Origin of the sequence: Chryseobacterium sp. MIQD13 (assembly GCF_050496705.1) — a bacterium.
In the GTDB taxonomy this organism is placed as follows: Bacteria; Bacteroidota; Bacteroidia; order Flavobacteriales; family Weeksellaceae; genus Chryseobacterium.
The window spans coordinates 640,037-660,799 of sequence record NZ_JBNWAF010000002.1; the positions used below are offsets into that span (position 1 = coordinate 640,037).

Annotated in this window: 12 protein-coding genes; 6 read left to right on the top strand and 6 right to left on the bottom strand. The window is 37.0% G+C overall.

The window, feature by feature from the left end:
* Positions 1–4: 4 nt before the first annotated feature.
* Together ACQWU4_RS09860 and ACQWU4_RS09865 are read right to left on the bottom strand one after the other, a co-directional pair.
* On the bottom strand, positions 5–3,682 hold the full coding sequence (locus ACQWU4_RS09860; RefSeq protein WP_429935593.1) for a hypothetical protein: 3,678 nt from the start codon (positions 3,680–3,682) through the stop codon (positions 5–7).
* Positions 3,683–4,042: 360 nt separating this feature from the next.
* Positions 4,043–5,647, bottom strand: coding sequence for a hypothetical protein (locus ACQWU4_RS09865; RefSeq protein ID WP_429935594.1), 1,605 nt, complete (start codon positions 5,645–5,647; stop codon positions 4,043–4,045).
* A gap of 281 nt (positions 5,648–5,928) precedes the next feature.
* Between ACQWU4_RS09865 and ACQWU4_RS09870 the strand changes: the two genes are divergently transcribed.
* The 6 genes from ACQWU4_RS09870 to ACQWU4_RS09895 all read left to right on the top strand — a co-directional run bounded on the left by ACQWU4_RS09870 (position 5,929) and on the right by ACQWU4_RS09895 (position 10,842).
* On the top strand, positions 5,929–6,495 hold the full coding sequence (locus ACQWU4_RS09870; RefSeq protein WP_429935595.1) for a hypothetical protein: 567 nt from the start codon (positions 5,929–5,931) through the stop codon (positions 6,493–6,495).
* Between the two features lie 11 nt (positions 6,496–6,506).
* A complete protein-coding gene (locus ACQWU4_RS09875; RefSeq protein ID WP_429935596.1) occupies positions 6,507–7,151 on the top strand; it encodes a hypothetical protein in 645 nt (214 codons plus the stop codon).
* 2 nt (positions 7,152–7,153) lie between these two features.
* The gene (locus ACQWU4_RS09880) at positions 7,154–7,924 is read left to right on the top strand and encodes a sensor histidine kinase (protein WP_429935597.1); all 771 of its coding nucleotides are present in this window, start codon (positions 7,154–7,156) and stop codon (positions 7,922–7,924) included.
* Positions 7,921–8,565, top strand: a complete 645-nt coding sequence (locus ACQWU4_RS09885) for a response regulator transcription factor (protein ID WP_429935598.1) — start codon at positions 7,921–7,923, stop codon at positions 8,563–8,565. The genes ACQWU4_RS09880 and ACQWU4_RS09885 overlap by 4 nt, the downstream gene beginning before the upstream one ends.
* 355 nt (positions 8,566–8,920) lie before the next feature.
* Positions 8,921–9,766 carry a caspase family protein gene (locus ACQWU4_RS09890; RefSeq protein WP_429935599.1) on the top strand — a complete coding sequence of 282 codons (846 nt, stop codon included), beginning with the start codon at positions 8,921–8,923 and terminating at the stop codon, positions 9,764–9,766.
* Positions 9,767–9,831: 65 nt separating this feature from the next.
* Positions 9,832–10,842: a trypsin-like serine peptidase gene (locus ACQWU4_RS09895; RefSeq protein ID WP_429935600.1), complete on the top strand. Its 1,011-nt coding sequence runs from the start codon at positions 9,832–9,834 to the stop codon at positions 10,840–10,842.
* 88 nt (positions 10,843–10,930) lie between these two features.
* On the opposite strand, the gene ACQWU4_RS09900 is transcribed toward ACQWU4_RS09895, so the two are convergent.
* The 4 genes from ACQWU4_RS09900 to ACQWU4_RS09915 form a co-directional block, all read right to left on the bottom strand.
* On the bottom strand, positions 10,931–11,428 hold the full coding sequence (locus tag ACQWU4_RS09900) for a hypothetical protein (RefSeq protein WP_429935601.1): 498 nt from the start codon (positions 11,426–11,428) through the stop codon (positions 10,931–10,933).
* A 94-nt stretch (positions 11,429–11,522) separates the two neighbouring features.
* A complete protein-coding gene (locus tag ACQWU4_RS09905) occupies positions 11,523–18,194 on the bottom strand; it encodes an RHS repeat-associated core domain-containing protein (RefSeq protein ID WP_429935602.1) in 6,672 nt (2,223 codons plus the stop codon).
* 1 nt (position 18,195) lies between these two features.
* On the bottom strand, positions 18,196–19,422 hold the full coding sequence (locus tag ACQWU4_RS09910; protein ID WP_429935603.1) for a lamin tail domain-containing protein: 1,227 nt from the start codon (positions 19,420–19,422) through the stop codon (positions 18,196–18,198).
* Positions 19,419–20,759 (bottom strand): tetratricopeptide repeat protein, encoded by a 1,341-nt coding sequence (locus ACQWU4_RS09915; protein ID WP_429935604.1) that lies wholly within the window; start codon positions 20,757–20,759, stop codon positions 19,419–19,421. The genes ACQWU4_RS09910 and ACQWU4_RS09915 overlap by 4 nt, the downstream gene beginning before the upstream one ends.
* Positions 20,760–20,763: the final 4 nt, after the last annotated feature.

A 20,763-nucleotide genomic window follows, 5' to 3' on the forward strand; every position in this document is an offset into this window, starting at 1 on the left:
ATAATTAATTAATTTGTCCAGCCCAGTCTCCGGAAATTACATTCTCAGAAGAAGTTCCAGGTTCCTGAACACCCAAAAGATTCGTATTGTGTTCAAAATTGAATTTATCCTCTGTAATTACTTCAGACGGTATTTCAAAATCTTCCGGATTTTCTGTACTGAAAGGCAGTGCATGTTTTACTTTTAATCCTATACTTTCTGCCTGAAGAATATTCAGTGAGGTAGGAAGCCTTGTAATCCACGCTTTTCCTTGCTTTAAACCTTTTGGTTCTTTCATTTCATCAGCAATTGACAAATAAAGTTCATCTCCGATTACAGGAACTTCCCCACCATTCCAGATCTTTCCGGTCGCAAGGTAAAACTGCACAACTTCTTCAAATCCAGGGCGTACCGTCACTATCACTCTGGCCATACCACTTTGCATAAAGGACCTGAATAAAGGATCAGTATCTTCAGACTGATAAAGACCCAGCCAATTCTGCTTATTGCCCCAGTAATAAGGATATAAATTATAAGAAAGGTTTTCCCATTCAAAAGCCTGTTCCATAAACTTTACAAATGCTGTATACTTATCCAGATTGCTACTTAAAACTGTTTCATAATTACTGAAAGAAGAACCACTGGTCAACCCTTCCAAACCATATCCGTGTGTGGATCCAACTGCTCTGTCTGACATGTAAGAAATACAGTTTTTACGCAAAATTGTATTTTCAATCTGACGGTAGAACATTGGGTTTGAGCCTTTGATTTCTACGGCTTTGTTCTTTTCTTCTGTAAGCTTATTATTGTATTCTACCAGTGCTTCTTCGTAAGCATCCATGATTGCTTTAAATACTTTCTGATACCATGCGTCTTTAGCTTCCTGCGTTAGTTGAAGATCTACAACACAGTTGGCGGTTCCCGAAAATATCTCATAAAAAGTAGCAGAAATAGGAACTGATTTAGAATATGGCTTATCAAAGCTTTTTCTAGGATAAAATTTTAACTGAGACCAAAAACCATGATGGAAAAAATCCTGATCTCCTATCATAATGCACATTGCAGATTCACTACTGTCTCCTGCCGCACTATATCCGGCTCTGCAACCTACAGCTACATAATTGTCAGGAATCTGAATTTCATCTTTAACAGCTACATTCTGGATTGCACTATGCTCATCCGCAAACTGTCCGCTTAATGCTTTTCCTATGCTGTAAGTTTCTGCCGGCTTTTCAGGCACTTCCACATTATATCTTGAGACCCAATATTTCAGAACAGATTCTGTCGCAAGATCACTATAGTTTTTTAGCTGTATCACTGATGAGGTTCTTGGATCTTCCGGCTTAACCAAATTAATCTGTTCAGGGTTTTTCTGGGAAGTCATTCCTAATAAATGAAGTTTAGCCGGCTCAGGAACCATGAATTCAAACATCATACGTTTGCCATAGTTATAAATCTGGTTTTTCATCAGCTTATCTACCCATCGGTAAACACCTACTACATTTTTATCACCTTTTCTATTATCAAATCCATGAGAATTGTTTTCCTCGAACTCATCAATAATTTTTTCGACTCTTTCTTCATGAACTTTTGTTACGATTCTATCCATTGCTCTTGCTGTAATATCCTGAGCCTGTGTCACAGCCTGTCTCGTACTTTCATCTCTTGAACGGTGGTTTGCATAGTTTGCTCCAACATTCAATGAAAACAATCCACCAGGGCCCTTATAATTGGCATTAGCAAATCCTGCAAAGTCATTAGATTCCTGCAGCATTTTGGAAACTTCAGACTGCATTTCAAAACGGTTCGCTGTGGTAGTATCAGAAAGCTGTTCTCTTTCAGTATCTGAGGATGAAGTTGTTGTATTTTCACTTCTTCTCAGTTTTCTTGTAGACTTCTCACGGTATTCTCTTGCCATGATATTCTCAATATGAGCCACCTCACCCTCTACATAAGCATGGGTACTTTGCTCAACTTTTAAATAATCCGCAATTCCGATCTGTTTGAATCCGAACCCTGAAGGAATAAAATTCTGCTCTTCATCAATAACAACAGGAGGATTTTCAGTTTCTCCAGCCTCAAGTTCAAATCTGGATGAAATACAGTTTTTTACAGTAATTCCAGGTGTTTTAAATTTAGCGATCTGTCCATTTGAAAAATACAGTTCAATATAAAAGGATGCTCCTTCGAATGCTGAGAATTCAGCTCCCTGTCCTAAAAGATTATTTAAATAAATAGTATTTCCGTTTCTGGATTTTACAAAGCTACTTCCTGTTATAGGTGATACAACACTACTAACCAATTCATAGTAAACTCCAGAGATATCCCATGAGGAATCCGGAACGCTTAAAGACATATCAAGTCCATAAAATCTATATAGGTCTTTTGGGCACAGCTGATATGTAAATGGTACAGCCGCCGCTTTTGCCATGGGAACAATTACTCCTCCGATACTTGTATAGCCTTCAATGTTGGTTTCCGTATTTTCTGCAATAATTCTATTGGTTTTTTCGATTGATTCCTGAACCAGGGAGGTGATCTCCGAAAACGTATTTCTTCCTTCCAACAATTGATAAAGATCAGCAGGCCCTGCTGCTACACGTTCATTATTAGATGGGTCGTTTTGAAATTCATACCCTAAAATATCCATTAAGGTGTCCAGATTTTCAGGTTTTAATACTGTTGTCAGATATTCCGCTTCAATTTCAGGCCGAAATCCAACTTCAAATTTCGGTAACACAGGATCTGGTACTTTTGGAATCTGCTGACAAGGATCTTTCGGATCATAAGGCATACCAGGAGCTCTCGTTGGACAGAATTTTTCTCTGTTTTCAGCTACATCTTTATCATACTGCTCAATAATTGGTGCTATTCTTACCTGATGCTCTTCATACTTAATGTCGTATTCTTTCTGATATTCATTCCTGTATTGTTTCTCTAAAAGAGAGAGATTCTTTGTAAGATTTTCATATTTTTCAAGCTTTACTTTCCCCACAGAAACAAGCTGCTGCTTTATCATTTCTTCAGTAGGACGGGTTTCTTTAAATTCATTTACTTCAGCTTTAGCAAACATTTGAGATCCCGAAGCAGCTGTTTCGTCCAGCATTAATTCTTTAGGAAGTACAACTTTAGCATTTAATAAAAGTTTTAGTTCTTCTTCATTAGTCGCAGAATATACATGCTGTACCAAGAGTATTTGCATTACTATTTCTTTGATGTAAAAATCTTTTTGAACGGCTATCTGATAGATCAGATTATTCCAAAGATCTATAGAATCCGGTGTGGGAGTCAATGGGTCAAATTCTCCTCCATATATTCTAGTTTTTTCAGATTCAAATTCTTCATAAGTACAAGCCTCTCTATTTCTTATCAACCAGGCAGCAAATTGTGCGTCTTTAGAATAAGTTCTTTTAAAACTTTCAAGACTATAAGTACTATTAGGACCCGAAGAAATACATTTGGGATTATTTGCGAAAGAAGCTGCGCATTCAAGAAGCTTTCTATGTTTTGAACCAGAGGCAGCTACTACCGGTCTATAAAAAGTGTCATCCTCTTTTAATTGTTGGGGAGCCAGAATAAATCTTTTATCCTGCTCATTTTCATCAGACAGCTGTGGGCTTCTTAAGCTTACAAATCTGAAAAGTGTCTGTGTTGGTGTATTTTCTGCTGGTAATTCAGCAGCATTGTTTTCAATGTTGTTCATTTTTGTGATTTTGATGGTTCGTATGAATTAATGATAGTTCGTAAGTCATTTTCTTATGACTTCCCATTTTAGCTTTATTTTTTAAGGTGGTGTCCGCTAAAGGATATCCACCCCGGTTTTTAATATCGATTTTCATCTGTGTTTGTTTTCTGAAGCAAATATCAGAGCCGGAAGCGACAGAACTTGACGTATTGAAAATGAATTTTAAAAAATCTTCTTTTAAACTAAATGTTTAGTTATTAGTTGACTTGCTAAAAATTTTGCCTTTTTTTTAATTTTAAAGAATATATTATGTCTACAAAGAAACCTGTCTCAGAAATGAGACAGGCTTTTATATTTATTTAACTTTGATTTATTATTTTAAGACCAAGGCCAATCAGTTCCTAAAATCTTTTTATCATTAAACATAACAAAGCCATCAATATAAATCGGCATATCTGTTAAATCACTGTTTAAAAGATAAATTGTTCCATCATTAATCAAGCAGGACCCTTTATCAAAAATATGATTGGATAAGGTTGCTTTTCCATTACCTTTAAAAGGTAACTTTATTGTACTATCCATTGTAATCGCCTGAATATCAGATCCGATTTCGGGAGTCACTTTTATCCTGAAGTATATCCTGTCATTGTTTCTGTAAAATGAGGTATTGAAGGTAGCCTGGTCAAAATTAAGACAGTTTTCATAAGTGAATGTAAAATTTCTTTCAGCATAATCCCCTGTTATCTCCAATCTTTCCACAGCGGGCCCTCCAAACCCTTTCTCCATAATTTTTTTATTGGTATTTTGAAATTGAACATTATCAATATTGCCAAAAACCATAACATCAAATTCACCATTATTATGATGGGATGTGGGGGAAATAACAGTAATGTTTTTCACAAAATTATAGCCATCCATAGTATGGGCCCAAATGGTCATTAATCCACCCACATTAGCATCTGCCATTGTATTAGGATTGGCTGTATAAGGGTTTAAGAAAGTAATATTTTGTGAAAAATCATCAATCAAAAATGCTGTTTTCATTTGGCTTTCGGCTCCACAGCTAATAAAAGACAAGTTCGTTGAATTAAAGGAAGTAGATCCTGTAATATGATATCCAATTGTTCCTCCGTCTACAGCGCAGTTAGAAAGTGTAGAATAAACTGTTCCATCCACTACTATAGGAGTATGTAAACAATATACCGAGGTAACATTAATGGAAGTATTTGCATTTCTTAGCCACAGCCCATAACCGTCATTACCAGCAATTTTGCAATCTGAAATACTTCCTGAAAAACAGCACGTTTCCATCGTATTGCCACCTATTTCCATACCTACCACCGGTAAGCTCTGAGCTGCATAGGCATCTATAGCCAGTCCTTCGATTTCAAAAATATGTCCTTTGGTAATTTTTAAAGCTGCTCCACCAGGATTTTGTTTGTTTTCCTGGTTATATGAAATGAACAAATCAGCGATAGACAAACCGGTAAATGTTTCGATCACTAAACCGTCATTATCAGATTCATCAAAATCCAGGACACAGGATGCATTCACTTTATCTCCTTTGAAAAATAAATACTGTTTTGAAGAGCCGGTAAGTGAGAAATTAGCAACGTTTGAAAATTTCAGCTGGTCAGAAAATTTATACTGCCCTTCTGGAAAATATAAAGTACAGTTACCCTTCCGTTTCTCAACAAATACTTTCAATTTATTGACAAGCGGAATATTGTCTGCTGCTCCGGCATTATTTAATCCAAACCATAATACATTAATTTTTTCATCATAAATTCTTTTATAAAAAGAACTATCCTTTTTCCTGTACACAACGCCGTCTGTCTTTGTATCATCTATTACCGATCCGTCATGCCATGTCGTTGTCAGTTTATAGTTCACATTTTCATTTGTAAAACTATCTACAAGCTGCACCAAATCATCATTGGGATATGAATTGCCTGATGTAAAAAAATCTTCTGTGTAAATCATAATATAATGTTTTATTGATTGTTGCAAATGTAAATTGCCATCACGCCAAAACTCGTCGCAACAAAAAGCAATTGATTTTATGTCAGCTTTTTGTCTGGTAGATCTGTAATTATCAGCACTTCCGTTCCTAAATCTGTAAGAACATGATCAATAAATTCATATCTCCTTGAAATTCAAAACAAATTATCGTAAATTTATTACTTGTAAAAACAGTGTTTTCCCCCTTTTTTAGAGTTAAGCAGTTACCTAATTTTGTTTTATAAAATTAAAAACCATAAAAAATGAAAACTCCTTTTTTATTAAATGCGATAAGTCCGCTTTTTGCCGTACTTATTTTAAGTTTTTGCATGTTAAGCTGCACACGCTGCTCCGAACCGCCTAAGGAACCTGTAAGTGACAGTTATAAAAAGAAACTCATCAGCTACAGTGAAGGCAGGATACTGTATAATGAATATTCCAGAACAAACAATGCAATTCTTACCAAATACAGAAACGGAGAGCCGGATTCACGCTGGTACTGGTTTTCTTTAGAAGATATGGAAGGATACATTAACTACGTAAAGGAAACAGCCAGAAAACAGCACCTGAAAAATCCGGGAATCAGGATTTATATGGGAAAATACCCGATGAATCATCCTAAAAACAAAATGGCAAAGCCTGAATATGCAGGCTATCAAACCATATTCCTGGTACCAACTGCCCAGAATCTGAAAGAAGACAGCACCAATGTAAGGTCCAGAACAGTCACATCCTCCTCAGACGAAAATAAAAATGTAACGGATATGGCAGTTCTGAATATGACCAACTTGGCACCCCCACCTAAAGTGTCCACAGCTGATATGCCGTAAAAAATAAAGCCATGAACTGGAACATAGAAATAGGGAAACAGATATCTATAGTGATATCCTTTTTGGTGATGGCTCTAATGATCATCAAATACAGGAAAATAGGGAAAGAGAATCTGTTTTTTATTGCAGGATATATATTACTTTCTCTTATCGATATTTTTTGCTATTTCTATTTCAGGTCTACCAACCGGTCTACCGAAACATTTTATGTGATTGGCTTCTTAATGATTGTATTTTTTATGTATCTGCTATACTATTTTCAGTTACTCTATTGGCCTGTTCTTAAAAAAATACAGTCCGTGCTGTTGATTCTTTTTGTTGTCAATATTACTGTGATGTTTTGTATAGAAGATGATCTCCTGCATCATTTTTCCTTTAATATGCTATATGTAGATATCCTTCTGTTACTGTTTTCCATTATTTTATTTTTATACCAGACCTTTAATTCGGATAAAATACTGGAACTCAACAATTATCTGCCTTTTTGGATCTCAGTTTCTTTATTGATTCTTTTTATTGGAAGTATTCCTATCCTTTACTTCAGGACTTCAGTTTCACAGCATATTTATTTTTTCATTTTATTTATGCTGAATCTTATCAGTAATGGAATACTTATTTGGGGATTGCTCGGAACGAAAAATGATAAACTTAGATAAGTATGGAAGAAAATAATTTGGTTATTACCTTTACCATTACCTTACTCATTGTTGTTTTGATGATGATCTTCATCTATGTGGTCTTTATTAAAAAGAAAACCTCTCTTCTGATTGAACAAAAAGAAAAAGACATGCGGTTTGAAAAAGAACTGGCCACTTCACAGGTCGAGATCAAGGAGCAAACACTGAATTATATTGGTCAGGAATTGCATGATGATGTAGGCCAGAAGCTCTCTGTGGTCCGTTTGAGACAAAACCAACTTATTTCTAAACTGAAAAACACGGAGAAAGAAGAGCTTAACGAGCTGAGTGAATTGTTGGGAGAATGTATCCAGGATATCAGAAATTTATCTAAAACATTGATTACTGAGCAAATTATTCATTTCGGGCTGACGGAATCCATAGAAAGAGAGGTAAAAAGAATACAGAAATTAAAGCTATTAAAGATAGAATTCATTACCCAGAAACAGGATATTGATATTTCGCCTAAACATGGCCTGATCCTTTTCCGGATTATTCAGGAAAGTATCAATAATATCTTAAAGCATTCCAGGGCCAAAAATGTATCCATACGGCTGGAGGACGATCAGGAAACTCTGTGTATTCATATTTCTGATAATGGAAAAGGGTTTAATACAGCCAAAATACAGGACGGTTCCGGATTGAAGAATATGGAACTGAGGGCAAAACTGATCCATGCAGAATTCTCTATCCAGTCAGAGCTTGAAAAAGGAACACAAACTTCAATAACCTATTACAAACACATAACATGAAAACAATTCCCATAGCTATCGTTGATGATCATACCCTGATGTCTAAAGCACTGGAAAACATGATCATGGAAAACCCTCAGTACAGTGTCATTATGAATTATCCCAACGGAGAGGATTTTATAGCCGCAATAGAAAAAGCATCAGAATTACCCGCTGTAGTACTGATGGATATCAATATGCCTTATAAAAATGGTATAGAAACCACAGAATGGCTCACTGACCATCATCCTGATATAAAAGTAATTGCGCTGACTATGGAAGATGATGAAAAAGTACTCATCCAAATGCTGAAAGCCGGAGCAAAAGGTTATCTTCTTAAAGATATGCAGCCTTCTATCCTATTCCAGGCGATTGACACTGTATTTGATAAAGGCAGCTTTTATACAGATTTTGTTGCTCAGAAGTTATTAAAGGTAAAATCAGAAGATATCAAAAATGCTTCCCTGCTTTCTGAATTGAAGGACAGGGAAAAAGAATTTATAAAATGGGCATGCAGTGAACTTACCTACAAAGAGATAGCTGATAAAATGTTCCTCAGTCCAAAGACCATTGACGGCTACAGAGATTCCGTTTTTACGAAGCTGGAAATAAAAAACAGAGTCGGTCTTGTTCTTTTTGCTTTAAAACACGATTTATGCTGACCCTTTACATTATGCACAAAACACTGTAAATCAACATTTTAATAGCCTCGTCATCAATCGGGCAGATTTTTCAAATCTGCCCGATTGTTTTTTATCTATTCGTTATGCTTCATCAGTGGCTCAGCTACATTCTTTGCTCTCATCAAAGCCAAACACTCCCCAAATAAAACTTTGCGTAAAAAAATAATCATCCCAATTTTTCCTCCATGAAAAAAGGTGTTTTTCCTACCACAGAATTAGGCCTTTCCCTCTGGTTTTGTCTTATTGAATGTTGGAATTTTGTCTTGTAAAACTAACCCATGAAGGCCGAACCCGAAAAGCCAAAACAGAGTAGGGAAATTTAAAACTAATAAAAATGAAAAAAGCATTAGTAGTAGGAATCAATGACTACGCACCTATAGGATCAGGAGGACCGGACTTAAACGGCTGTGTAAATGATGCCAGAGATATGGCCAATACTTTGGTAATCTGTGGTTTTAGCCCTGCAAAGATTAAAATTCTGACCAATCAGAATGCCACGAGAGCCAATATATTAAATTACCTGAAATCTTTGGTCAACAGCAGTGTAAAAGGAGATTCTCTTGTCTTCTATTATTCCGGACATGGTACCAGAGTGGCCAATATCGGAACAGATCTGGAAATAGACGGTCTGGACGAAGCTATCTGCCCACATGATTATGCTGGCGCCGGAGTGATCCGTGATGATGATTTCAAAGTTGTGCTCAGTAAGCTGAAACCGGGCGTTAACCTGGAGGTTATCTTTGATTGCTGCCATTCCGGAACGGGAACCAGAAAAATGGATCTGGGACTGGATTTAGAACTCTCGTACGAAGCTCCCCGCTTCATTCCGCCTATGCTTGAGGATGAATTTTATATGACCTATGCCAGCGAAATGCAGTCATCCAAAAGCTCTAAAAAAACAACTTCCATGACCAAAGCGTTAGTACCCGTTGCTGGTATGAATCATACATTATGGGCAGCATCCAAAGACAATCAGGTATCAATGGAAGGTAATATGAGCGGCCAGATAAGAGGCTATTTCACTTATCATTTCTGTAAAATATTAAGGGCTACCAATGGTAATATCATCAGAAAAACGCTTGATAAACAGATTGCTATAGCATTAGCAGCTATGGGAGCAGCACAAATTAACCAGACAGAAAGTATCACATCAGAATTTTCTCAAAAAATATTCTCATAAAAACCACTGGCGGAATCCGAAAAGCCATCCAAAGAGTAGGAAAAACTGACAAAAACTAAATAACCATGTCAAAAACTGAAAATAATCAACCAATGACGGTGGACGAAGTATCAAGACTTAAAACCGTTAAAGCAAAATCAACTGAAAAACCGGCAAATGCCGAAAAACTAACTAACCAGGGACCAGCCATGGAAACCATTAACGGACGGTCTTTTCCTAAAGGAATGAAATCAATAGGAATGCCTGCCAGTGAAAAGGCAGCAGAGGGAAAAGTTCTTGAAACGGATCACTTTTATCCTACCTATTCAGACTTCGAGTACCAGCCTAAACTGGAAGCAAAAAAAGACCGTAAACCCAAATTTATCGACAGAGAATCTTTTTTAACCGCAGAAGGGGTAAAAACTATATTCGGTCCCGATCAGAGAAAAGTATATAACTCTACTGCCTATCCGTGGCGATGCGTAGGAAGAGTGGAAAGCGCACTGGGTTCAGGAAGCGGAGTAATGATCGGTCCGAGACATCTCCTTACCTGTGCTCATATTGTAGACTGGCAGCCTAATAACACCACAGGCTGGTTAAAATTCACTCCTATGTATTATAATGGAAGTGCCCCTTATGGAAGTGCCTGGGGAACATTAACTTATTATAAATACAAAGTAGCGGGACCTACTATCGATTCTACTGAAATTCAATATGATTATGTGGTCATTGTCCTTGACAGACCTATTGGAAACAGTACAGGATGGCTGGGTTCAAAATCGTACTCTGATTCGTGGGATGGCGGAGCTTACTGGACCCATGCTGGTTATCCGGCAGATTTAACAGGAACTCAAAGACCTACTTATCAGACAGGAATTGCCTTAGACGGAGATTTCTGGAGTGCTGATGATAATGAAAGTATGACTCACAAAGCAGATATCTGGCCCGGACAAAGTGGCGGCCCGTTCTGGGGATACTGGGATGGTGCTCCTTACGCAGTTGCCACACAAAGTGCCCATAATCCGAGCGATAATTTTGCAAGTGGCGGTTCTGACCTTGTCAATCTTGTGATAAGAGCCAGAAACGAGCATCCTTAACCAATTTTTTATCCTAAGTAAAGAGCCGGGCACTAGTGCCCGGCTCTTTTTTAGATTTCATAAACTGCAAAAAATGTATAAATTAATTTTAACCGTTCATTAATTTATGCCTGGTTTTAAATTTCCAGTTACCATTTACCTTTTCAAAGAAATAAATTTCTACTGTGGTTCCTTTTGAATTAGCTGGTCTTTTTTCGACAGTAAAAAAACATTGATCTCCTTTTCTGTTGATATAAAAATTTGAGAAACCTATTTCAATTGTTTTTCTGTCATAAAATCCCTTTTTAGGTTTTATCAATTCCAGATTATATCTATCAATTTTATGAGCCGAAAGATCTTTGATTTTAAATTCTGTAAAATTCTTCCGGTCAAGGTTAGTACCATCTTTTTTAACTTCATTAAAACAAAGATTACATTCCTCAAGAACAAACTGATCATAAGTGACAGAGTCTTCAACCTCTATAATATCAATTCTTTTTTCTTTATTTGATAAAATTTTATCTGAAAAAGCATAATATTTATCTATAGAGTCTAAAATAACCGGCAGATTCTGATTTATGATATTGCTCCCAATGGTTTCCGACATTTTTTTCTCTGTATGACAGGAACTCAATAACACAACCAGAATAATAAGATAAGCTTTTGATTTAAGATATTTTATCATTGTAATACATATTATTTTAAAACTTCCAATTATATTGGTAAGACCTATTAATTGTTTCTTGATTAACTCCCGATATTTCTCCAAAAGTCCTTTTTTCCCAGTAATCTCCATAATCAGTTAATCTCCATTTATTAGTCGGGGCATCACTTGGCAATCCTCCTGAATGGCCTGGCTTATTACCCCACTCAACTCTCCCCCAGTGAACAAACTCATGCAATACTGTGATTGCCAATAAGAATGAAGTACCTTGTATAAATTCCGGAGTTTGCAATCCTTCAAATACTTTTACCAAATCTGCATTTATGTAGCTTTTCGGATGTAAGGATCTTCCAAAATCTTTCATTTGGCCCAGTTTGATTATTTGTCCCTCAGGGCTTTTAATATCCATCATTGTAAGAATCTCAACCTTGCTCAACCCTGAGTCTTCAGACAAAGTAGATAAAACTTTAGGATTAGCTTCTAAAAAGCTTTTTAATTGAGACAGCACTTTATAAAAGCGTGGATATTGTTCTTTTATTGTCTGCAACATAGCTTGTCGGGTTTCTCTCTGATTTAAATAATCAGTCGTCATATGTGCAACATGGTTCAATCCTGATGTAATGATTCCCTGTCTGAATCCCTGCCAAAAGTTACCTCCTGCAATAGTAGAAGATATTCCTCCGGAAATACCTCCCGCAGCAACCATTACCGCTTTCATTAAATCGCTTCTTCCAAAACTGTTCATAGAGATATAATTACGGTTGGCATCCTGCATAGCTCCGTTTCCGGTAAAATTAGTTCCCAATGCCTGTATACCGCTGGAAATAAGAGATGAAACTGCGCCTGATAAAAATCCTGATCCAAAGTTTCCACTTTCAAGCGTAGACATTATACCTCCGCTCATGGCATGCATCCCCGCCTGTAAGGCTGCTTTTCCTATGAAGCCTACGGCTGCACTGGTGGCCACCGAACCTATTCCAAAACTCACAGCTCCCATTACGGCACTCGTTACAGCTGCTTTACCTAAGCCATACCATACCGGCAATCCGTTTATAGCATTGATGATAATTTTAGTAGTAATGCCTATGGCAGCGGCTATGGCTATAGCAAGACCAAATCCAATAGTTATCGGTTCATTCCCATCTATATCTATATAAAGGAGAGGATTATTAAGTACATATGAAAAACGGTCATAAGACTGTGTATTGAACGGATCTGCCACTACATTATCAGGGCTCAGGAATTTTCTGAGAACCGGATCATATAAACGGGCATTCATATTAATAAGCCCGGCTTTCCAAAGGTGTTCGTGTCCGGTATATCCTCTGTCTAGGAATATATTTCCGGATGCCAGTTGCTGAGCATCTGTAACTACCTGTCCGCTTTCGTTCACTAAACTTTTCAGGTTACCCCATGCATCAAAGAAACGTTTTTCTACAACGGAACCATCTGCTTTGGTAATAGCCAGGATACTTCCCTGATTATCACGGTGCAGGTAATAATTATTGGATTCATGCAGTGACGATGCTACTTTTATATAATCCTTTTTTATGTAGTTTGCCGTATAAGGACTACCATTTAAATAAGTAACGATCTCTATTGTACCGCCACCTTTACCCATACGTTTGGTAATTTCTACAGCAAAATCTGAGGAATAGTATTTACGTTTTCCCGAAACTGCAGAAGTCATGGAATATCTTGTCTTCAGGATATTATATTCAAAAGTAAGATCTTCTTTTCCGGCAAGCTTTATCGTTAAAGGAGATTTAAAGGCGTTGTAAGTTATTGCTGCAAAACCTCTGTTTGTACTTACATTCTGCCCATTGGCATTGAAGTCAATTCCTTTAAGTTTATAATCGGTTTCATTATAATTATATTTACCCAATTCCGTATTGGAGGTGATTCTACCTCTTTTGTCATAAGTATACTGATTGGTCACCACTCCATTAACCGCTTCTGAAAGAAGTCTGTTAAGCTTATCATAGGTAAAATCTTCCTTCTTATTAAAAGTGTTATTTCTTCTCCAGTTTAATACTCCTTTGTTTACATCATAGTTGTAGTCTATGTCCAAGGCAACTGTTCCGTTACTTGTATTTTGGTGTTTAAGATTCTGAAGAGAAAGATCGCTCTGGTTGTACTGGCTGGTGATTGTGTATCCATTCCCGTATTCCATCTGGGTATTCTGACCTCTCGCATTAATATCTGAAAGATGCCATACCATACTTCCGGTATCATTGTTATTCTGCTGAACGAGGATGCCATTGCTATCGTATACATTTTTTATAGAAGAGTCCGAGGTATAACCTAAAACTACTGTGGACATGGTAACAATATCTGCCCTTCCATAACTGTCAAATGTAGTAGAAGATGTGTAGGTAAAGTCAGGAGTTTCTTCCTTTTTCCCTTTTATACGGTAATACTGATCATAATAGGTTGTATAAGTGAATGTATTACCATTACTTATTCCCGTTATTGTTTCCGGAAGCTTCGTTTGCCCGTTATACGTATATGATGTTTCAATATTGGTATTCTCAGCAGGTGTATTTCCGTATGTCTTCTCAGTAAGAGGTCTTCCCAGAGCGTCATAAGTATAGAGTATATAACCTTTCGGGTTCGTTTCTTTGGTAATTCTGCTTAAATTATCGTATTCATAGGTAAATACTCCGGCAGAAGGATCAGTCATTTTTGTTTTATTGCCCCATCCGTCTATTTCGAAAGACGTTTTTATTCCTTCATAGTTCGATTCTTTAAGGATACCGTTAGGATAATATGAATATGTAATTACACCTCCATGATCCTGCTGTTTTATGGTGTGTCCCATAGCATCCAGGGTTTTAGAAGTTTTTTTGTAACCGTCCTCAACAGTTACTTTCATTCCTTCATAGCAGGTAGTGATTACTTTTCCGGTGAATGCAATGTTTTTTACCGGGCGGTTCATCTCATCATATTCTATGGTATTCCATTTTGGAGTTTCGCCATCAAAAAGAGGTTCGGAGGATTTTATTTTCTTTCCAAAGATGTCATAGCCTGTTTTAGTTACAATCCATTTTCCATTGACAGACTGTGTTTTCATTTGTATTTCTCTATCGAATTTATCAAATGTTGCAATGGTTTCTGCAGATCCTTCTCTCTTTTTGTGAAGGTTATAGACTCCTCCGGTAGAAGGGTCGGCCACAGATTTTGAAATTGTAGTTTTTTTGCCCAGAAAATCTGTTATTTCAATTATATTTCCCCACTCATCGTAGTTATATGCAGTATTTAGTCCTAGTGATGATATCTCTGATGTTGTGCGTCCTAAACCATTAACCACAGCTGTGGAAATTAATCCATCCGGTGTCGTTGTTTTATTTACATAACGGTTTGTGGAATCATATTCATAAGCAATTGTCTGAGGAGTTATTCCCTGCGTGGATGAGGTTTCGGTTTTTACGTTACCAAAATTATCATAAGTATAAGATACCGTAATAGGTAGTGATCCTGCCTGATTGCCAAATTTTCTGGTTTCAGAAGCATTTCCATTCGGGTAATAATCTGACTCGTTTTTTTCAGTGAAAGACAAGCCGCCTTTGTAGGCAATATTTTCTACAGAAGCTATTTTACCATAGAAATAGTGATCACCATTAAAAAATTCAGGTTTATATATGTAATTTGATACAGACGATCCTATTCCGTTATAGTCTGTGGAGGCTTTTTTCAGTTTCAGATCATCAGCTTCATCGTAGTCGTACTTTTTTGTAATCGTTATTTTTCTCAGATTGTCTTTATTGACTTCATCCGTGGTTAAAATAAGATACTGATGGTTTCCTCTGTCAAACTTTGCATTCGTAGCATGATTATCTGTAATATATTTATTAATTCCGCCGTAAGTTGTTCTCAGAACAGCGTTATCAATTGATGCATCTCTGGTTGTGATAGTCCAGAAAACAGCTTTTGTAGGATTCTTATTGATGTATTTACCGTTTTTCAGTTCAGATTCATAAGCATCACTGGCAAAAGTCTTCTGGAATCCTAAGAATCCTTTACCCCATAAATGCTGAACGGCATTTTCATATCTGTATTCCTTTGTTAATGCCTTTCCATCAAACAGCGTGTGTATTTTATTGACAAGATAGCTCGTTCCGTTATTTTTATGTACATAATAAGGGTATTTATATTCCCATATGCTTACATTTTGAGTATAGCATCTTTCCAGATTATTATTGACGTCAGCCATCATCGGCTTATAATCAACCTGCTGATCAACATCCGAACCATTGGATACCTTTTTAATAAGCTGTTCCGTAAACCTGTCATTATTAATGGTAAATGAAATGTCTCTTTTTGTGTAAGGATCTGAGATAACCAGCTTGGATTTATAGGTATTGAGATAATTGAAATTAGTATACTGCAAAGGAACAGAAAACGGAGAAATCATATCCGTATTAAGCGGTAATACTGTATTCAATGTTGTGAAATCCGTATTGGCAGTAACACCCGCAACGTTTTCATGAAAGTATATTTTATTGGTATAAAGAGCATCTTTCATAAACCACGGTGCATTTCCGGATGTTGGATCAAAATATCGCACATCCAGATTCTGAACCTCCGCCAGGCTAAGCTTTTGCGTATCACTGTATTTTACCTTTCCGAATTTACTGAATGAGATAAGGTCTGTTTTACCGTCATTATTAAAATCAGTAGGAATAATAGTAGTCGCTCCATATTCTGTATAATCATATTCCACATCCGGCCCGGACCAAAGCTGTTTCCAGAATGAACCTCCTGCCCTGAAATAGCTTCTCTGGGAAGGAACAATATAGGAAAGTTTTTGTGCCGTATAGTCTTTTGATGTTGCAATAAAGCTGGTTCCGGTACTTATATACTGCCACCACATCTGCGACTCGGTTTCCATTCTTTTTGCTACATCACCTGCAGAATTATCCTTATCAATATAATAGATCTTCTTAGGCGTCATGAAATCCGTCAGTCCATCCCCGTTGAAATCTCCGAATATAAGCGGCGTAAAGCGTTTTGTATAAATATTATTGACAAAATCCGGCAAAGTAATTTTTTGAAGATTGGCCATAGGAACCAGCTTCTTTTCCAGATAATCTACTTTATATACCGAATATTTATCCGCATCTATAAATAGGAGTTCAGGGATCCCATCGCCATCCATCTCAATCTGATAAACCTGATCAAAAGAAAAATACATAGCATCAGGAAGTTCCAATACCTCAGTTGTTGTACCGGCTCCAAGTTCTTTTCCGACTTCCGTTAATCTTACTTCAGCAGGATTATAAGTACCCCGGGGAACAAAATGAATTAGATCAAGCAGCCCATCATTATTGAAATCTCCAGACACATAATTGTCACTGCTCTTTGAAAGATCAAGCGTCATTTCGCCTGTAATGATATTCCAGTTCCATGTTCCGTTAGCCTGAAAACCTGTACTCATGGTTCTGGTATTCATCGTCAGCAGGTCAACGACTTTCAGAGTGGCAAAAAGGCCTGTGTTTGCTATGATCAGCTGATCTCTTTCACTTATTTTATTATCGGAGGTAAGTGTTTTTCCAACAATTAATTTTGAACCGGGTTCAACCGGGATCTGTACTTTTCCGTAAGATGAATTGATCAGAGAAAAACTTCCGTCAACCCCTTTTGCAATATAGCAGGTAGATAATTCACCATTCCCGTAGAAATCTCCCGCCACAATATCACCAAGTTCTTTTGTTTCCTGCGGAAACCCTGCGATACTTTTTGAGGCTTTTTCAACAGTACCTGTCGTAACTCCCAGATTATAATCAAAATCCAGGGGCTTCAGCTTCAATCCTGCTTTGTTTTCAACATCTATACGGCGTATTCTTTCATTCGTATTACTGTTGATAAAATCATGGGTTAAAGTATATTTTCTGAAGATTCCGTCAGCTGTGGAACTGCTGTAAATATTTGACAGGATGTATTTATTGATGAATTTTACACCATTACGGTATGCCTCTGTCTGTGCCTTGCGCAGTTTATATTCAAAATTGATACTGAAGGGATCAGCACTGCCCGTACTGCCATAGGATATCTTGGTTATTTTGGCAACGTAATTTTCTACCTGATAGGTATAATTTATAGTATTATTAAAAGCATCCTGGAATACTGAAATATAAAATTGTCCCGGTGTAAGCTCCTTATACTTTGCTATTTTACCATCTGTATATTGGATAATAAACTGAAATTCCCCGGAAGAAGGTTTTGTGATCTTGATTTTGGAATATTTCTCTGTAACAAAAGTACTGGCATCTATCTTAATCAGCCGCTGCCCATCCAGATAATACGGATCTGTATTATCATACTGCGGACCTTTTGTAATCCCTTCAATTTCTTTGTTTTTTCCTCCTATTGAAATGGAAGAAAGCCCCACGATATTCCATCCCCAGCCTGCCATTCCGTTTCCGCTCTGGCTGTTGTATGCAAGTGCTATATTAGGCTGAAAATCGTTAACTCCCTTATGTATTTCTATAGGCAGCGTATAGGTTAATGCCCCCGATTCTGCTACGGACATTTCAGCACTGATGGTGGGTATCAGAGGATCATTCACCGTTTTCTGTAATGGTGTTCCGTTACTTTCAGAATAACCGGAAGTATTATATTCTAAAGGGATCTGCTGTGTTTCCTGAGATTTCAGCCCCGAAATAAATAATAAAAAAAATATGATGTAGGATAAATTGTGTTTTTTCATTTTACCACTTTAAAATGTTCTTAGATATTACCTGTCCGGTACTTAATGTAAAATTGGCAACGAATGATCCCGGAAGCTGGTTCTGAAGATTAAAGCTCGTTGTATTTACCCCAGCTCCTGGGGAAAACCCGTATACTGTAGTTGCTGAAGAATTAAATATCTGAATATTGTTAATCTTATCAAGCGCAGGTCCGGACCATGTAATATTTACATTATAGGAATCTGAGGCTTTTGTAGGATTGGGAGAGATGATAATGCTGTTTTTAATTGCTTCAAGCTCATCAGCACTATATCCTGAGGACATCTTGGATAGAGGTGCCGATTTACCACTACAGTCTGCCGAAAAGACCATATTTCCAGCCTCATCATAGGAAAAACAGTTATGGCCGGCATCTGTATCCGATGTATCAGCCGGTTGCGATACCGTCTCAATATTAATCGGGCATGTCTTATCCACCAGGTCCGTTACGTTGTCTGTCCAGTCCAGGTAAGCATAATTATCCTGAAAATCATTCATTACTAAAGATTCATAGCTTTGGATAGCCGGTTTATAAGTAGCATCTAACGGGTTTGGAGTGGCTTTGTAGTTATTATAGGTATCCCCGTCATTATTCTGGGTATTGTTGAAATTGGGATCCGGATTATATTGTATTGAATTTACCGCATAGAATTCATTTGGATGCATCCATACATTCGATACAAAATTGGTAGGCGGCTCTGCTCTGTATTCCCATCTTACCTCACTTTTATTAACGGCGGAAAATCCGTTAAAAGAATACATCAGTTTCACATTCTCATGCTTATTTCTCAGAATGATCTGGTCCTGTAAAATAATCTGGCTTTCTTTCCCTGCAGTAGTCGGAAAAAGAGCTGGGAACTCTGTTAAATATGGGGGCTGTGTATGAATTGTACTGTAAGCGATCACCATAAATTGCCCTGATTTGATTAGCTTATCATGAGGCAGTCTGAATGTCCCTATATAGTCTTGTATATACCAGTTATTAAGATAAATATCTTTATCACTGTAGTTGTAAATCTCAATAAATTCTCCTCTGTGATGCTTGTAAGCCTCCAGGAATTCCCCTGTTGCAACTCCATTTTCCTTTTTGCTGAACCATAATTTCTCATTAAAAGGCGTATTGAAATACACTTCTGTAATCATAAGCTGAGAAGAAACAATGTTGAAAAGAAAAAGAAAAAATGAAATCAAAAAGTATTTTAACTTCATATTTTTTGTAATAGCTTGTTTAAATTTTGGATATGGATAGGTTTGGACATTGATCTTTTAAGATTCATATGTGCCAATGATTTAATTATTGGATCTGTGTCCTGTACAAAAGAATCCGGATGTATAGCTATATCAACTATTTTTTTAGCTCCGCCGGCATTATTTGTCTTTTTGTAGTAAACAGCTGTCAGTACATTTATTCTGTCAATATAATGCGGATTTACAATCCCGAACATATTCTGGCACTGTTCCAGTATTCTATTCTTTGCATTTTCATTACGTCCGGCCAGAAGATCCATTTTAATTTTTCTTGTAGTAACCTCGAAAATCATCTGTGGGGTAAATGCATTGGCCTCAAGAAACAGTATAGTCTGAGAAGCATCAGCAGGCACTGAAGTGCTTGTCTGTTCTGCTTTTCTTATGTATGCATCCAGCAATGCCAAAGCAGACCAGAAAGATTTTTTGCTTGCATGATTTTGAGTCTCGACAGAAATCAGTACGCTATGGTTTTTCTGAAGTTTTGCAAGATCTCTGATATATTTTAAAAACAGAGGATCTGCCTTATCAAAGTTGTTATAATATGAAAGGGCTCTGTTTAAAGCTGCTGTATTATTTTTATCCTTCCGGTATCTTTTAACTATAAGATGGTTGATTTCCCTTATATGCTGTTTCCTGTCATTAGATTTTGGTTTGGCCTCCAATGATGCCAATTTTGTTTCCAGCTGGGCGGTAGTAATAGTATCAAACCTTTTTTTATAGTTTTTTAAGGATGTTTTTCTGTATTTTTTCAGCGCTGAATTTTTGTTAGCTTTCTGGGAATCTGCATTATAGTCCAATAATCTGCAGATCTTTGAATACTGCTTGTTCAGGCTTTTATTCCCAGGCTGATTCTGAGCAAGGTTTTCATATTTCTGTTTTACATCAGCTAAAAGCCGTCCGTTAAAATTTATGGTATTTTTTATCCTTTTATTACCCAAAGCAGCATTAAGGTACTCTTTGTACAGACGTTGCTTCAGTTCAGCGCTATCCGGATTCAAAGCCAGGGCAGCCTTAAACATAAGAATCACTTCCCATTCCTTTTTTTTCTGAGACAGTATAGCTTTCCTCATCCCGTCGTAACCCCGAATGTCGTTGGGATATTGAAGAATGATCTGTTGATAGATCTGTTTTGCCTCATTATTTTTCCCTTTGCTTCTCAGATCCTTCGCATTTTTTAAAAGTGTATTAACATCAGCCGATACTGGTATACTTTTATCCTTTGAAAATAAATACGTAGGAAACAACAACGAAACTGCCCCTAAAGAACTTAGGGCAAGAAACTTCTTTCTGGTTATCATTTAG

What these genes read in the sequence shown, in the direction of transcription:
- ACQWU4_RS09905 (WP_429935602.1), bottom strand. Translation starts at nt 18,194, where the DNA reads ATGAAAAAACACAATTTATCCTACATCATATTTTTTTTATTATTTATT.
- ACQWU4_RS09915 (WP_429935604.1), bottom strand. Translation starts at nt 20,759, where the DNA reads ATGATAACCAGAAAGAAGTTTCTTGCCCTAAGTTCTTTAGGGGCAGTT.
- ACQWU4_RS09880 (WP_429935597.1), top strand. Translation starts at nt 7,154, where the DNA reads ATGGAAGAAAATAATTTGGTTATTACCTTTACCATTACCTTACTCATT.
- ACQWU4_RS09885 (WP_429935598.1), top strand. Translation starts at nt 7,921, where the DNA reads ATGAAAACAATTCCCATAGCTATCGTTGATGATCATACCCTGATGTCT.
- ACQWU4_RS09910 (WP_429935603.1), bottom strand. Translation starts at nt 19,422, where the DNA reads ATGAAGTTAAAATACTTTTTGATTTCATTTTTTCTTTTTCTTTTCAAC.
- ACQWU4_RS09875 (WP_429935596.1), top strand. Translation starts at nt 6,507, where the DNA reads ATGAACTGGAACATAGAAATAGGGAAACAGATATCTATAGTGATATCC.
- ACQWU4_RS09860 (WP_429935593.1), bottom strand. Translation starts at nt 3,682, where the DNA reads ATGAACAACATTGAAAACAATGCTGCTGAATTACCAGCAGAAAATACA.
- ACQWU4_RS09895 (WP_429935600.1), top strand. Translation starts at nt 9,832, where the DNA reads ATGTCAAAAACTGAAAATAATCAACCAATGACGGTGGACGAAGTATCA.
- ACQWU4_RS09865 (WP_429935594.1), bottom strand. Translation starts at nt 5,647, where the DNA reads ATGATTTACACAGAAGATTTTTTTACATCAGGCAATTCATATCCCAAT.
- ACQWU4_RS09900 (WP_429935601.1), bottom strand. Translation starts at nt 11,428, where the DNA reads ATGTCGGAAACCATTGGGAGCAATATCATAAATCAGAATCTGCCGGTT.
- ACQWU4_RS09890 (WP_429935599.1), top strand. Translation starts at nt 8,921, where the DNA reads ATGAAAAAAGCATTAGTAGTAGGAATCAATGACTACGCACCTATAGGA.
- ACQWU4_RS09870 (WP_429935595.1), top strand. Translation starts at nt 5,929, where the DNA reads ATGAAAACTCCTTTTTTATTAAATGCGATAAGTCCGCTTTTTGCCGTA.